This is a genomic window from Arthrobacter sp. 05T444 (genome assembly GCF_056395905.1).
On record NZ_JBFTKK010000013.1, the window covers coordinates 98,012 to 112,009 of the forward strand.

The window sequence follows — 13,998 nt, forward strand, 5'->3', positions numbered from 1 at the left end:
GCCCCACCGCGAGACCGCGTGAGCAAGAGCCTGCGGACCGCTCCCCCAGTCTCGGGAGGCAGGCCTCTCCAGTGTGCGTTGGGGATCGATCACCTAGTGGACCAGGATCTCGCAAATCTGCAGTCCAGTCGATCAGGTTCTGGCCAATCCTAGTGTCAGCCGAAGTGACGTAAGGACCATCCGGCCTGCGGAAATGGTAGGCGAAGGCCACGGCGGTGGGCCGGAGATCGGCCCACCGCTGCCGCGCTCGTATACGAACGAACCTCCCGCGCAGTTCTTCGCGGCGAAGCAGGCAAGGCCCCCGCCATCGGTCGTGGCGGAGGCCTCAAGACAAGATGCTCGTCGTTTACCAGTTCCTTGTTGGTCCTGCCGGGTGCAATGCGTACGGCACCTGCGCACCCCCAACTCGAAGTTCATTGAATCAGTGCCCCGTGTGCCTTAGCACATTCGAAGAGCCTGCTCATGGGCTCGGCGGAGCAGAGGCTCGGGCGCCAAATCAATCGCCCGGGCCTTCAGCGCGATGATGTTTTGCCTTGAGGGCTGTTGCCCTGTCGAGGAGACCAGGCAGCCCCTTGGAGGTCATTGGGGGCCCGCTCAGCGCGCCACGGTGTCTGGTTTCCTCATGATCATCCGGTGGATTTCCGCCCGGAGTTCCAGATACTCGGGGCGGGACTTGGTTTCGATCTGGTCGCGTCCGGTGCCCAGCGGGATCTCGACCAAGGCGGCAACTGAGGCCGGCCGGCCGGACAAGACGATGACCTTATCGCCCAGATACACCGCTTCCTCTATGTCGTGTGTCACCAAGACGATCGTAACTCCCAAGCGGTCGCGTATGTCCAACATCAGGTCCTCGAGGTCCGCCCGGGTCTGAGCATCAACGGAGGCGAACGGCTCGTCCATGATCAGGATCTCGGGGCGATAGGCCAGTGACCGGGCAATCGCGGCACGCTGTTGCATGCCGCCGGACATCTGCCAGGGATACAGGTCCTCGGCATGCCCCAGGTCCACGTCCCGCAGCGCCTGCTCCGCGCGTTTCCGGCGCTCCTCGCGGGACAAGCCTAGCCGCCTTAGCGGCAGCTCGACGTTTTTTCCCACCCTCATCCAAGGCATCAGCGACCTGCTGTAGTCCTGGAAGACGACCGAGAGTTCAGCCGGCGGCTGCACAACAACGCGCCCGTTGACTCTCACTTCCCCTGTGTTGCCCGGTCCCAGCCCGGACAGTGCACGCAGCAGCGTGGTCTTTCCGGTGCCGGAGGGACCAACGATGCAGACGAATTCACCTTTCCCGACGGAAAATGTGACATCGGACAAAACTTGGTTGTTGCCGAAGGACTTGCCGATCCCGTCGGCTTCCAGAATGGGCATCGGTGTGGACTGCATGTGGGCCTACTTTCAGTTTCGTGCCTGGCGGTGCCAGTCGAGCGCGAAGCGCTCGACGAGCATAAGGATGACGTTGAGTAAATAGCCGATGATGCCGAGCAGGATCATGCCGGACCACATCTCGGGCAACGAGAACTGGCGTTGGGTTTGCAGAATGAAATATCCGATCCCCCGTGATGCGCCCATCAGTTCACTGGCGAACATCAGGATCACGGATACTGCCAGGCTGGCCCGGATGCCGGCGAAAATCTGTGGCGCGGCGCTGGGGACGACTACCCGGAATACCCAGTCGACGGGTAGGAGCCGCGTGGACTTGGCGACGTCGACCAGCGCGGGGTGCACTCCCCGGACGCCGTCGATGGTGTTGAGCAACACCGGCCACAGGGCACCCAGGACCACAATCACGACCCGCATGTCGGGGCCAATGCCCATCAGCTGGATGACCAGCGGCAGCATCGCTACCGCGGGCAGGTAGCGCATGAACTGCAGCATGGGTCCAACAGCCGTTGCGATGGCATCGTTCAGCCCGAGCACGATGCCCAGGCCGACCCCGATCACGATGGAGATGCCGAGGCCGACCAGTACCGAGTTAAGGCTGGGCACCACGTGTTCACCGACGAGGTCGAACAGCCACAGGTCCTGGAACCTGTGCCAAATATTGGCAAGGGGAGGAAAGAAAATGGATGTGCTCCGGGCGCTGGCCACCCACCACAGCGCAATGAGCAAGGCAGGGACCAGGAGCGGTACGAGGAGCGAGGTAATCCTTCGCGTCATGAGACGACCTTCCGGTGCGACGGGTGCCAAGCGAGAATACTGCGTTCGAACCACCGGAATGTTGCGTCGATGGCCATGCCAAGGGCCCCGCACAACACGATGTAGGCGAACATCTGGGGGACCGCCCCACCCAGTTGGTTGATCACGATCTGTTCCCCGATCCCGCCGGCGGGAAGGACGATTTGCGCACTGATCGAAATCAGCAGGCAGATCGCGGCAGCCAGTCGGATCCCCGTTGCGATATAGGGCAGGGCCGTCGGGATGAGTAGCCGGGTCACCGTGTCCCAGCGACGGACGCCGTAGGAGCGGAAAGTATCTCGGGCAACGGGGTCCAGGTCGCGCGCACCGTAGATGGTTTGCATGACCATCGCCCACACGGCCCCAAAGAAAGCCAGCAGTATCGTGCTCTGCAGTCCCGCGCCGTAGAGCAGGACAACCAAGGGGACGAACACCAAAGCTGGGATTGTCCGCAGGAAGTCCAGCGTCACCACCGACAGCTGGTAGGCTAAGCGGCTCAGGCCGAGCGGGAAGCCCACAATCACGCCGATCACCACCGCCAACAATAGGCTGATAACCCAGCTGGCCAGGGTCTCCGTCAGGGGGCCCCACAGTGACCCGTCGAGGACAAGGCCCAGCCCCGCGCCGGCGACAACCAGCGGTGTTGGCACCACGCCGAGCTGCCCGGCAGTCGCGGCTGCCTGCCACACCCCGAGCACCAGAACGATGACGCTAAACTGGAACAACCGGTTCACTGCCACCCGATGAAGCCTGGGAACGGGTGGGCGGGGCTTGATCGGTGCTTCAACTGCCCTCAGTGGTCCAGATGAGTTTTGCGGGGTCGTAACCGTCATCGATGAATCCTTCCTTGGTCATCAGGTCGACAAACGCCTGGAGGTCGTCCACGCCAAGCTTCGTGTCGTAGGTGGGAATCACGGAATTCTGAACGGCCTCCGGCGATAACGAGGTGAATTTCGGGAGTACCTCGCGTACGGCTTCGGGATGCTCGTTTGCATACTCACCGGCACGCTTCATCGCTTTAGTGAACCGCTGAACGGCGTCCGGGTTGGACTTAGTGAATGCATCGCTGGCCACCCACTCCAGTGCGCTCATCCCGCCGATGCCCTCAGTGAACGGCCGTCCTATCACCGGCAGGTCCGCGGCCTGTGCCTTGGAAAGGAACGGATCGACGATGAACGCCGCGTCCACCCGGTTGGATTGAAGCGCCGGAACCATGTCCGGGTATGCGATTTCGACGACTTTCACCTGGCCGGGATCGACCCCGGCATTCTTCAGGAGAACCCGCAGGGCCAGCTCGGGCGCCGACTTGAGGCCGACCACAGCCACAGTCTTGCCGGAAAGGTCTTTCACGGAGCCAACACCGCTTCCTCGCGCGGCGACGAGAGCGGTCGTATCATGCTTCGGGTCGTGGGGATAGCGATCACTGCCCGAGACGACCCGGATCGGCAACCCCTTTGATGCGGCCGTCACAATGGGGACGGACGTCATTAGTGCCATCTGGAGTTGGTTGTTGAGCAAGGAGGGGATCGCCGTAGAAGCGGTCTGGATTGTCGTGGCCGTGACATTCAAACCCTCGTCCTTGAAGAATCCCTGCTGTTCGGCAATGTAGACGGAGGCCGCATTGGCTATCGGTGTCACGCCGACGGCCAACGTCACTGCGCCCGCCGCCGTTTCCTTCGGCGCAGACCCGGTGGCCGAGCATCCGGCCAGGAGGATTGTGCTGGCCGAAAGCGCGGCAATCGCTGTCAGCGTTGCGGAAAATCTGGACATTGGCTCTCCTGAGTTGTCTATGGGTATATTCGAAACGCTCCGATTCGTATTGAACGGTAGGTGACGCGCGCCATACTGTCAATCAGCCCCCGAGCCTCACGCCCCTGAAATTTCTTACCGCTCCATATGCAAAGGAGCGACAACACGATACGATACGAAACGACTCGCACGTGATATTCGGATGAATAATTTCATCCTGGTTCCACTAATAACCAAGGAGAAAAATGTCCCCCGAGACCGCTACCGTCGCCGAGGTGCTTTCCAGCCCCTGGAAAATCGACGGCCTGACCATCAAGAACCGTTATGTGCTCAGCCCCATGGCGGTGCTGCAGCCCACCAAGGACGGCCACCCCAGCGACCAGACAATCGAGTTCCTGACCACTCGTGCACGCGGCGGCGCTGGGCTGCTGATTATCGGCGGCACCGTTGCCACGGAGCGCGGGAATGAGGAAGCACCGTTCCAGCCGTTGATGCGTTTTGACCGTGACGATTTCATTCCGGGACTCAAGCGCATGGTCGATGCCGTACACGAACACGATGTTCCGATCTTTGCCCAGATCTTCCCCAGCTTTGGTGCCATGGGCGTACCGGCCGAGGGGAGGTCAACACGTGCTGCAAGCCCCAAGCCGGTCCGGATGGCAGCACCTCGCCTCCCGCACGGCTTCTACATCCCGGGCGGCCGCACAAACCCGACTCCGGAGGAGATCACCAAGGACGAGATCCTCGAAGTCCAAAACGACACCGTCGCCGCTGTACTCCGGGCCAAGGCCGCCGGCTTCGACGGCGTCGAGCTCGGGGCACACATGCGCTACCTCTATTCGTCCTTCCTCTCACCGCGCACTAACTGGAGGACCGACGAATACGGCGGTAGCGCCGAAAACCGTGCCCGCATCCTTGTCGACACGATTCGGGCGATCCGCGCCGAAGTCGGTGCCGATTATCCCGTGGGCCTGAGGATGAGCACCAACGACCACCTCCCCGATGGCCAGGGCCCCGAAGGGTTCGCGGAGGTGGCCTCGATCATCGAAAAGGAAGGTCTCGGCTACATTGCCCTCAGTGATGCAAACTACGAGTCGATGGACAACAATGTCACGTCCGAATCAGGTGCAATCATCGAGCACGGAGAGCCGCAGGCCTTCCGGGCCGCCATGCCCAACGTCCCCCTGCTCCTGAGTAGCACCTACAACCCGCGACAAAGCGCAGATGCCATCACCGCCGGATTCGCTGACGGAATCATGCTGGCCCGGCAACTGCTGGCCGACCCGGATTTCCCCAACAAGGTGCTCCAAGGGCGACAGAACGAGATCACATGGTGCGACCACGAAAACTCGTGCCTGCGCCGCTTGATCCTCAACGTGCCCGTACGCTGCCACAAGAACCCGGCCATGGGGCGCGAAGCGGTTCTCGCTGGGGCAAAGGAACCCTTATCTATCATGCTCAAGCGTCCGGTGGAGAGCCTGCTAATCGCCGCGACCGGTTCCCCGGTCCTTATGGGCATCGCCGATAAGCTGGCCACCGCCGGCCAGAAGGGCTCGAAGAACTGACCTATGGCCGCGCCGGACTTTCATCCTTCACAGGGTCCGGCGCGGAAATCTTGACACTAACGCGTGTGCGCCCGGACTCCACCTTGGAGTCCGGGCGCACACGCATTTTGACCTATATATGGGGCTTCTCTAGAAACTCACTCCACCGGTCGCAGGGCGCGTCCTGTTCCGCGGTAAATGGCCACTGTCCGCTCCCCCGCACGTACCATGACATCCACAATCATTCGGCGGCCCTCGTGGAAGCTCACTTCCGCGGAGGCAACCAGTTCGTCGGCGATGTGAGCCGGAGAAATGTATGAGATCGAAGCCTCGGCGGTCGCTATTCCGGCGCCGAAAGTGTTGGCGGCCATGGCGAACGCGGTGTCTGCCAGGGCGAAGACAAGGCCGCCATGGGCAATCCCGTGCCCGTTGGCCATTTCGGGAGTGACCGTCAGGACCGCCGTCGCACGCCCCTCGCTGGCACTCAGCACCTGAATACCGAGGCCCTCCAGGGCCCGGTCGGCGGCCAGCATCGAGCGGGCCGGGTCGGCGATAAGCGTTGACTGTTTCACGAGAGCCTCTCTACGACCATCGCCATGCCCTGGCCGCCGCCCACGCAGAGTGTGGCGAGGCCGAGCGATCCGTCCCTTGTCTGCAGTCCATTGACCAGTGTGCCGACCAGCCGTACGCCAGTGGCACCGAAGGGGTGGCCCAGGGCGATCGCCCCGCCAAACGGGTTGACCCGGTCCGGATCGGCCCCAAGCTTCCGCACGACGGGAACCACCTGCGCGGCGAAAGCCTCGTTCAGCTCAATAATGTCAATGTCCCCGATCGTCAGTCCGAGGCGCTCAAGCAGGCGGCGGGTCGAGTCCACAGGACCCAGTCCCATGATTTCCGGCGACAGGCCGCTTGCGGCACTGCCCAGGATGCGGGCCAGCGGCTTCAGCCCCAGCTCGTTGGCGCGCTGTGCACTCATGACCACCAAGGCAGAGGCACCGTCGTTAAGCGGGCTGGCGTTTCCTGCTGTGACTGTTCCAAATTCGTGAAACACGGGCTTAAGGCCGGAGAGGGCCTCCAAGGTGGTGCCCGGGCGCGGGCCGTCATCCGTGCCCACGACGGCGCCTTCAGCCGTGGTTACCTGGACGATCTCGCGGGCGAAGTACCCGGACTCCAAGGCCCGCTCCGCCCGGAGCTGGGATTCCAAGGCCCATTCGTCCTGGTCGCGGCGCGTGGTGCCGGTTTGGCGCGAAACGAACTCGGCGGTTTTGCCCATGGACACGTAGACGTCGGGCAGCTGCCCATGATCCCGGGGGTCCTCCCATGGCTGATCAGATTCGAAGAGCTCGTCGGCACGCCGTGCCGCGTCCGCAAAAGCGGGGTGCGGGGACTCCACCACGGGCGGTGTCGAACTCGTCGATTCGACGCCCGCGACCAAAAACGCTTCCCCGTCGCCGGCCTTCACGGCTTGGGCCGCCATCGCGGTGGCCTGCAGCGAGGAGGCGCAGAAGCGGTTGACGGTCACCGCCGGTACGTTGTCCATCCCGGCGAGCACCATGGCCCGGCGCCCGATGTTGTCGCCCTGCGCACCCTGCGGCACCGCGCAACCCACGTAGGCGTCGGAAAACCCCAGCAAGTCGATGTGTCCGAGGTCTGAGAGCGCTCCGCGGATTGCGGCCACGGCAAGATCCTCGGGACGCATGCCGGCCAGCGAGCCCTTGCGGGCGCGTCCGATCGGGGTCCGGCGGTAGGAGACGATGACCGCGTCATTGGGCGCGATGGCGGTACTCACGATGATGTGTCCTTTCATTGTGGATCGCCTGTCGGCGGACTTGCTCCACGGGCCGGGAAGGGAACGGCGCCGGAACGGGATGGCCAAAGTGCCGTGTGGGCACATCAGGGTATCGAAACGGACGTCCAACCCATCATATACGGACCGTATCGTATTGTACAGGATTCGGCCTTTCCATCAGACATTTCCCGCGCGACTAAGTCGTGAGGGGAGCATCGAAGATGGCGACAGACCTAATGCTGTAAAGGCTCCCCTGCAAACCACAGATACTGCGGAGCGATGGATTGAAAACGCCATCCACTCGGCGTCCGGACCAGGTCGCAAAAGTACCTACCCCCCGCAACCGCAATACGGGACGGATGCCCTAGCCCTATAACGTGGGTTCCGATCGCATTGGCCCGCAACGTGGCACGCTCGCCGTCCACGCTGACAAGCTGATTCGACACGACGTGCTGAGTCAGGAGGTAGCGCCCAAGGTCTGCGGCGGTGCGGGTTCGCAATTGAGTGGCTCCGCGAATCGCACCGCCGGGAAAGTCTATCGACCCGGTATCGGTGAAGATGTGAGGCAGGTCATCGAAACGGCGTTCGTCCAGGCAGGACGCGTATTCGGAGAGAAGATCGGTAATCTGTGCACGGTCCAGGAGTTCTTCCGGTGTGATGCTCATGCGGGACACCTTCCACTAGTTCGTCGTATCGTCAATCGATACTAAACGTTTAGTATTGAACGCCGCAATGACAGGACCTATCGACGGGCCCGAATCCCCATCGGTCGCTACCCGGCCGCAAGCCCCTCAAGCGCCGTCTGCATGATGGTATCGGTGGCCTTGGCGTCGAGGGTGCCCGATTGGAACAGTAGACGGAAGTAGATGGGGGCATACAGCATCTCCGTGACGACTCGGGCGTCGAGATCCTTGCGCATTGACCCCTCGCTGATGGCCCGCTCAACCAGGGATTCAACAACCAGCGCGCGGGGGGACCAGAAATGCTTCTTGAACTCAGCCATCGTTGTTTCGTCCTGCTGGCACTCTCCGATGAGTTGCGCCACGAGTCGGCCCTCATTGCCTGCGTAGACGTCCGCAAGGGAGGCCATGTGCTCACGGAGCGCGTCGATCGCGGGCACGTCCTCCCGCACGGGGGTACGCGCGACGTGGTTGTCCAGGAATGTATCGATGACCACAGCAACCTTGCTCGACCACCACCTATAGATGGTGGTCTTGCTGACGCCTGCTTCGCGGGCAATACGCTCAATGGAGAGCTTTTGAACGGTAAGCCCCTCGGGCCCCGAGTCTTCGAGCAACTTCATGGTTGCTTCCAAAACGGCCCGACGACTCTCTTCGCTTCTAATTGCCATGCGTCAACAATACGTGCCGGATCATCCAATACGAAACGTATGCGATCACTTCTGGACGATTCATCGATCCGGGCGTAAGGGGCCGTTTCCGGTGGTGGGCCCGCGGAGTAACCACCCAGCTTCCGCCGGTTGTACGCAGCCCACCGACGGGATGCTGGGGCATCTTTGCATAGCGATGTGACGCACCTTACACTCGGTACGGAACGGATCGAATATTTGGAAGGTGGCCCATGACGTCGGTACTGGACACCCGGTCGGTGCCCCCGGCCGAGCGCCGGGACTACTGGTCGGCGGGGATCGCCGAACGTTTCTTCCCCATGCAGGTCGAATCGGTCGGGGCGTCCTCCTTCGAGGCCCGCCTGGCCGGTGGCCAGCTGGGACCGGTCCGGGTCCAGTCCATCCAAGGACTTGCGCACCGGGTAGCCCGGACGCCACGGATGATCGCCACTGCAGACCCGGAATGCGTCTTGCTGTATGTGCTGACGCAGGGCTTGATCCATATCGAGCAGGACGATCGCAGCTGCGCCCTACGCCCCGGCGACATTGCGTGCCAGGATACGTCGCGGCCTTCCACCTTTGAGAGCCGCGAGGGTTTCGAGGTGATCGTCTTCAGCATTCCCAAATGGTTCATCGGGGCGCAGTCCGAGAGCATTATCCGGCAGTCTGCTACGAGGGTGGATTCGGGCCACGGACGACTCGCCGGGCCGGCAACGCCGTTCCTCGCCCAGCTCGCCCGAACCACCACGAGCGGCGGCGGGCTCTCGGGCCCTGACGGGGATTCCGCGGCAGAAATGCTTTTGCCCCTACTTCGAGGCATGTACGGCGCCCAGGACATTTTGGAGCCGCAGATTTCTGATCCGCGCTCCCGCTCCGAGGCACTGCTCGCACGGATGCAGCGGTATGCGATGGACCACCTGCACGATCCGGAACTCGGGCCCGAGCTGATCGCACAGGCCCATTTCGTGTCCACCCGCTACGTGCACAAGATCTTCGCATCCTCCGGCACCGGGGTGTCGTCCTGGATCCGCGAACGGCGGCTTGAAGGGGCTGTGGTCGAGTTGCGCCGGTCTCCGGAAACGACAATCGCGTCTGTCGCGACGAGGTGGGGATACCGCCATCCGGCCAGCTTCAGCAGGGCTTTTCGCGAGGTGCACGGTTACGCTCCGCGCGATGCCAGGCAGCTGCCGGAGGCGGCGGGGAACCCCCCGCCCTCATAGTAGGGCGGGGGTTTCCTAAGGATGCGCGGTCAGGTTTGCGGGAAGCCGGCCTCACGCAGGCGGGTGCCCCAGATCCCTGACTTACCCGGAGCGATAATCCCGTTGGGATCGAGCGTGTCCTTGATCGTCTCGTTGAAGCGCCGCAACGCGTGGTCGTTGAAGCCGAATTGATCGGCTGCGAGGTCCATGAAGGACAGATGCGCCCTGTATTCGCCGTATCCGCGCTTGCCCGCCTCTGCGACCATGCGCTTGGCCAGGGCGTACGCCTTTGCTACCTGCTCCGGGTTCTTCGTGTCGAAGGGGATCACGTTGATGAAGGTGGTTGCACGCGCGTTGATCGGGAGCATGCCGCCGAGGAAATCAAGGCCCACCTCGGCGCACATCTCGGCCATCAGCTTCTGCGCGGCGATCGCGTGCTGGGAGGTAAGCGGGATGACCGGCGAGAAGTCGACGTGGCCGCCCTCCTCGCCGCCTGACCAGCCTGCCATCTTGTAGAGATCCTGGCTCGGCACCCCGATCTGAACGCGCTCGTGCGGGTTGGGCAGTGTCTCCCACGCGTCGGCCCCGTGCTTCTGGCCCACGAGGTCGACACTCGGGATCTGCAGGAAGCGCGCCTGAAGCTTGGCGAAGTTGTGGTCGACCACCGCTTCGTCACCGTAGAGCGCAAAACGCATCATCCAGCGCCCCAAACCCATCTCCTTGGCGATCTTATCGATGATCTCCTCCGGCATCGGGCCCTCACCGGCGTACCACTCAGCGCGGGTGGTGAGCATCGAGGCCATGCACAGCGTGTTCGACAGCTGCGGGCGCATGTCGATGGTGCCGGACAGCATAAGCTCGCGCAGCGCATCGACCACAGCGGGCATCTGCGCCTCATCCCAGACGCGCAGCCACAGCGGCATGTAAACCTCGGGCTTCGGCATGAGCCAGTAGCCCATCTTCGTGACGATGCCGTAGTTCGACTGCATGAACATCTCGGTTGAGGTCGGCCCGATGCCCCGCTTGTACAACGGCCAGGTCGGGTTGTTGTCCATGGCGCCCGAGCCGGTGCGCATGAGGTCCCCGTTCGGGAGTACGACCTCAAAGCCGCAGTGCGAGGCCTGGTCGATCGAGTACGGCATGTAGGTGAGCCCGTGCTCGAGCGTGTTCGAAACGACGCCTCCCCAGCCGATATCCACGATGGAAGCCACGAGGTTGTGCCCGCCGGCCTTGATCGCATCGTGCAGGTCGTACCAGCTCACGCCCGGCTCCACGATCGCGTAGCCGAGCTCCTCGTTGATCTCCAGGACGCGGTTCATGTTCCGGAACGAGAGCATCACGGAGCCGCGCACCTGAGGCGCAGCTCCCCCATAACCATTGTTCTTGCCGCGGCTGATGGGCCACAACGGAATGCGATACTCGTTGGCGATCCGAACGATCGCCTGGACGTCCTCAGTACTCATTGGGCTGACGACAGCTGACGGGAGATTCGTCGCGGAGCCGGGAACCTGGAAGGGATCCTGGAAGTCCTGCAGAGAATCGGCATCGCTCTCGACCTTGTCTTCGCCGATCGCGGCGGCGAACGCCACGAGTGCCTTTTCGAGGTCAAGCTCGGTGACTCCGGGCGGGAGCGGGCGAGTCGACGTTTCGGGGGTGATACTCATCATTCATCATCTCCTTTGATGCGGTGTGTCGTGCGTAACACGTGCTTTTCATCCTGCGTGATCCCGCACCCGAATAGGGCGGTTGCGGGCCCATGGTGCAGTCCGCGCACAGAACTGTGCACGGACTGCACCATCCCACCCCTCCGGGCCACGGCGTCCTCCTCGCTGTGGTTGCATAGGCCCCAATACATATGACGAGATGAACGGAGAAGAAACCATGGCTGGTGGTCGTCTGGAAGGAAAAGTCGTCCTCTTGACAGGCATCGGGGGCGGAATGGGCCGGGTCACCGCCCGGCTGTTCGCACGCGAAGGCGCCACAGTCGTCGGTTGCGACCTAGACGCCGACAGATCTGCGGAGACTGTCCGTTTGGTGGAAGCCGACGGAGGCGCAATCGAATCAAGCGCTCCGATGGACTTGGGCAACCGGGAGAACATCGATCGCTGGGTTAGGAGCGCTATGGAACGCCACGGTCGCATCGACGTGCTCTACAATAACGCCAGCATGCCGAAATTCGCGCCGTTCGCCCAGATGAGCGGCGCGGATTACCGGTTTACCATCCAGAACGAACTGGACCTGGTGTGGCACGCGTGCCAAAGCGCTTGGACGCACCTGGCCGCCGTCGGCGGTGCGATCGTGAACATCGGTTCGGGCGCAGGGATCCTAGGTGCCCGGGCCCTGCCGCAGGCCGCACATGCTGCCGCCAAAGGCGCCGTCATCGCCCTCACTCGCCAGCTCGCCGCCGAGGGTGTCGCCGTCGGCGTCCGCGTCAACTGCGTCAGTCCTGGTGTCATGGCAACCCCGCCGGTACTTGCGATGTTCGAGGAGTTTGGCGCGAACGCTCCGGTAGCCCCGATCGTCGAGCGCACGATAGACGGGAAGCCAGGGGACCCTATCGCCGTCGCGTATGCAGGCCTTTACCTTGCTTCCGACGAGTCGAAATGGGTCACGGGATCGCACTTGGTGGTGGACGGTGGAGCCAGCGCAATGATGTAGGTCCGCAGTTTATTAATATTCACCCCGCTAAATTGCGCGGTCCCCGCACCCCCTGCACGATATATTCTTCCGTCAGCGTGAGATGTACTGGAACCTGACAAGCTATGTCAGTTTCAGTAGTCGTCTGCAGGCATGTCAGGAGTCCCCTGCGCCCAAATCATGCCGGGGCTACGGCGCAAATTGAAGCCTGACCGGGGCCTCGGGTTGATGATCGCTGCGGCGTCGTGCGGTGAGTCGATGATCACGCACTCATCGTCATTGCCGATGATCCAGCCGTTGTTGTCCACGTCCCAGGTGCCGCCGTCGAGCGAAAAAGTGCCCGAGGTGACCAGGTTTTCAATAGTGACGCCCATCAGGAACCCGCCCCTGACTGGATTTCCACGACCGAGCGCAGGACCTTGCCCTCGTGCATCTTCTCGAAGGCTTCCTCCACCTGGTCGATAGTGATGCGTTCGGTGACGAAGGCGTCCAGGTCCAGGTTGCCCTGTTTGTAATGGGACACGAGCATGGGGAAATCGCGGGAGGGCAGGCAGTCTCCGTACCAGGAGGACTTCAGCGACCCGCCCCGGCCGAAGACGTCCAGCAGCGGCAGCTCAAGGGTCATCTCCGGCGTCGGGACACCCACCAGCACCACACGCCCGGCGAGGTCGCGGGCGTAGAACGCCTGCTTGTACGTTTCAGGGCGTCCGACGGCGTCAATCACCACGTCCGCGCCGTTGCCGTCCGTGAGGGCACGGATCGCCTCGATGGGGTCTTCCCGGCTGGAATCCACGCCGTGGGTGGCGCCCAGGGACTTGGCCATCTCCACCTTCTTCGCGTCGATGTCCACCGCGATGATGGTGGTGGCGCCGGCGAGCTTTGCCCCGGCGATCGCGGCGATACCCACCCCGCCGCAACCGATCACGGCCACGGACTCGCCGCGTTTGACCTCGCCGGTGTTGATCGCGGCACCGATGCCGGCCATCACACCGCAGCCGAGCAGCCCGACAGCGGCGGCATCGGCGTCGTCGTCAATCTTGGTGCACTGCCCGGCGGCGACGAGTGTCTTCTCCGCGAACGCGCCGATGCCCAGCGCGGGAGAGAGTTCCGTTCCGTCCTCGAGCGTCATCTTCTGCGTCGCGTTATGCGTTTTGAAGCAGTACTGTGGCTGGCCCTTCGCGCACGCACGGCACTCACCGCACACGGCGCGCCAGTTCAGGATCACCCGGTCACCCGGCGCCACCTGCATAACATCCGGTCCCACCGCGCTGACCACACCTGTGGCCTCGTGGCCCAGCAGAATGGGGAAATTGTCGGTGATTCCTCCCTGCCTGTAGTGCAGGTCGGTATGGCAGACCCCGCACGTGAGGATGTCCACCAGCGCCTCTCCCGGACCCGGGTCCGGAACTAGGATGGTTTCCACAGACACAGGTGCGTTCTTTTCCCTGGCAATAACTGCCCTAACCCGGTGTGCCATTAATTGCTGTCCTTGTCTCGGCCGCTCTGTCGCAGACCTTTGTAGTGCGTGAATTGTGGGTCATTATTGCCGGCTTCGATCGC

The 13,998-nt window shown here is 62.8% G+C and carries 13 protein-coding genes and 1 pseudogene; 3 read left to right on the top strand and 11 right to left on the bottom strand.

Annotated features, from left to right (window positions below; genetic code table 11):
- Window positions 1-594: 594 nt before the first annotated feature.
- The 4 genes from AC1DD3_RS13850 to AC1DD3_RS13865 are packed head-to-tail and all read right to left on the bottom strand — an operon-like array spanning window position 595 to window position 3,828.
- The gene (locus AC1DD3_RS13850; protein WP_476881916.1) at window positions 595-1,380 is read right to left on the bottom strand and encodes an ABC transporter ATP-binding protein; all 786 of its coding nucleotides are present in this window, start codon (window positions 1,378-1,380) and stop codon (window positions 595-597) included.
- 12 nt (window positions 1,381-1,392) lie between these two features.
- The gene (locus AC1DD3_RS13855; RefSeq protein ID WP_476881917.1) at window positions 1,393-2,154 is read right to left on the bottom strand and encodes an ABC transporter permease; all 762 of its coding nucleotides are present in this window, start codon (window positions 2,152-2,154) and stop codon (window positions 1,393-1,395) included.
- Window positions 2,151-2,897 carry an ABC transporter permease gene (locus AC1DD3_RS13860; RefSeq protein ID WP_476881918.1) on the bottom strand — a complete coding sequence of 249 codons (747 nt, stop codon included), beginning with the start codon at window positions 2,895-2,897 and terminating at the stop codon, window positions 2,151-2,153. Before AC1DD3_RS13860 ends, AC1DD3_RS13855 begins: the two co-directional genes overlap by 4 nt.
- A 58-nt stretch (window positions 2,898-2,955) precedes the next feature.
- Window positions 2,956-3,828 carry an ABC transporter substrate-binding protein gene (locus AC1DD3_RS13865; protein ID WP_476881919.1) on the bottom strand — a complete coding sequence of 291 codons (873 nt, stop codon included), beginning with the start codon at window positions 3,826-3,828 and terminating at the stop codon, window positions 2,956-2,958.
- A gap of 338 nt (window positions 3,829-4,166) precedes the next feature.
- On the opposite strand from AC1DD3_RS13865, the gene AC1DD3_RS13870 reads away from it, so the two are divergent.
- The gene (locus AC1DD3_RS13870) at window positions 4,167-5,486 is read left to right on the top strand and encodes an NADH:flavin oxidoreductase (protein WP_476881920.1); all 1,320 of its coding nucleotides are present in this window, start codon (window positions 4,167-4,169) and stop codon (window positions 5,484-5,486) included.
- A 137-nt stretch (window positions 5,487-5,623) separates the two neighbouring features.
- Here AC1DD3_RS13870 and AC1DD3_RS13875 read toward each other — a convergent pair whose 3' ends face one another.
- The 4 genes from AC1DD3_RS13875 to AC1DD3_RS13890 all read right to left on the bottom strand — a co-directional run bounded on the left by AC1DD3_RS13875 (window position 5,624) and on the right by AC1DD3_RS13890 (window position 8,557).
- Window positions 5,624-6,037: a hotdog fold thioesterase gene (locus AC1DD3_RS13875; RefSeq protein ID WP_476881921.1), complete on the bottom strand. Its 414-nt coding sequence runs from the start codon at window positions 6,035-6,037 to the stop codon at window positions 5,624-5,626.
- Entirely contained in the window at window positions 6,034-7,254 is a 1,221-nt protein-coding gene (locus AC1DD3_RS13880) for an acetyl-CoA C-acyltransferase (protein WP_476881922.1), read from the bottom strand. Before AC1DD3_RS13880 ends, AC1DD3_RS13875 begins: the two co-directional genes overlap by 4 nt.
- Window positions 7,255-7,487: 233 nt before the next feature.
- Window positions 7,488-7,919 carry a nuclear transport factor 2 family protein gene (locus AC1DD3_RS13885; RefSeq protein ID WP_476881923.1) on the bottom strand — a complete coding sequence of 144 codons (432 nt, stop codon included), beginning with the start codon at window positions 7,917-7,919 and terminating at the stop codon, window positions 7,488-7,490.
- 107 nt (window positions 7,920-8,026) lie between these two features.
- Window positions 8,027-8,557 (bottom strand): TetR/AcrR family transcriptional regulator, encoded by a 531-nt coding sequence (locus tag AC1DD3_RS13890; protein ID WP_476881924.1) that lies wholly within the window; start codon window positions 8,555-8,557, stop codon window positions 8,027-8,029.
- 278 nt (window positions 8,558-8,835) lie between these two features.
- Here AC1DD3_RS13890 and AC1DD3_RS13895 point away from each other — a divergent pair, with 278 nt between their 5' ends.
- Complete coding sequence (locus AC1DD3_RS13895; RefSeq protein WP_476881925.1) at window positions 8,836-9,822, top strand: helix-turn-helix domain-containing protein; 987 nt, start codon at window positions 8,836-8,838, stop codon at window positions 9,820-9,822.
- A 29-nt stretch (window positions 9,823-9,851) separates the two neighbouring features.
- Here the strand turns inward: AC1DD3_RS13895 and AC1DD3_RS13900 are convergent, their stop codons facing one another.
- Complete coding sequence (locus AC1DD3_RS13900; RefSeq protein WP_476881926.1) at window positions 9,852-11,468, bottom strand: FAD-binding oxidoreductase; 1,617 nt, start codon at window positions 11,466-11,468, stop codon at window positions 9,852-9,854.
- 214 nt (window positions 11,469-11,682) lie between these two features.
- On the opposite strand from AC1DD3_RS13900, the gene AC1DD3_RS13905 reads away from it, so the two are divergent.
- Window positions 11,683-12,459 (top strand): SDR family NAD(P)-dependent oxidoreductase, encoded by a 777-nt coding sequence (locus AC1DD3_RS13905; RefSeq protein ID WP_476881944.1) that lies wholly within the window; start codon window positions 11,683-11,685, stop codon window positions 12,457-12,459.
- Between the two features lie 203 nt (window positions 12,460-12,662).
- Here the strand turns inward: AC1DD3_RS13905 and AC1DD3_RS13910 are convergent.
- Together AC1DD3_RS13910 and AC1DD3_RS13915 are read right to left on the bottom strand one after the other, a co-directional pair.
- Window positions 12,663-12,812: pseudogene (locus AC1DD3_RS13910) on the bottom strand (MBL fold metallo-hydrolase); the annotation flags it as partial.
- Window positions 12,812-13,915: an S-(hydroxymethyl)mycothiol dehydrogenase gene (locus tag AC1DD3_RS13915; RefSeq protein ID WP_476881927.1), complete on the bottom strand. Its 1,104-nt coding sequence runs from the start codon at window positions 13,913-13,915 to the stop codon at window positions 12,812-12,814. The gene AC1DD3_RS13915 and the pseudogene AC1DD3_RS13910, both read right to left, overlap by 1 nt.
- Between the last annotated feature and the right edge of the window lie 83 nt (window positions 13,916-13,998).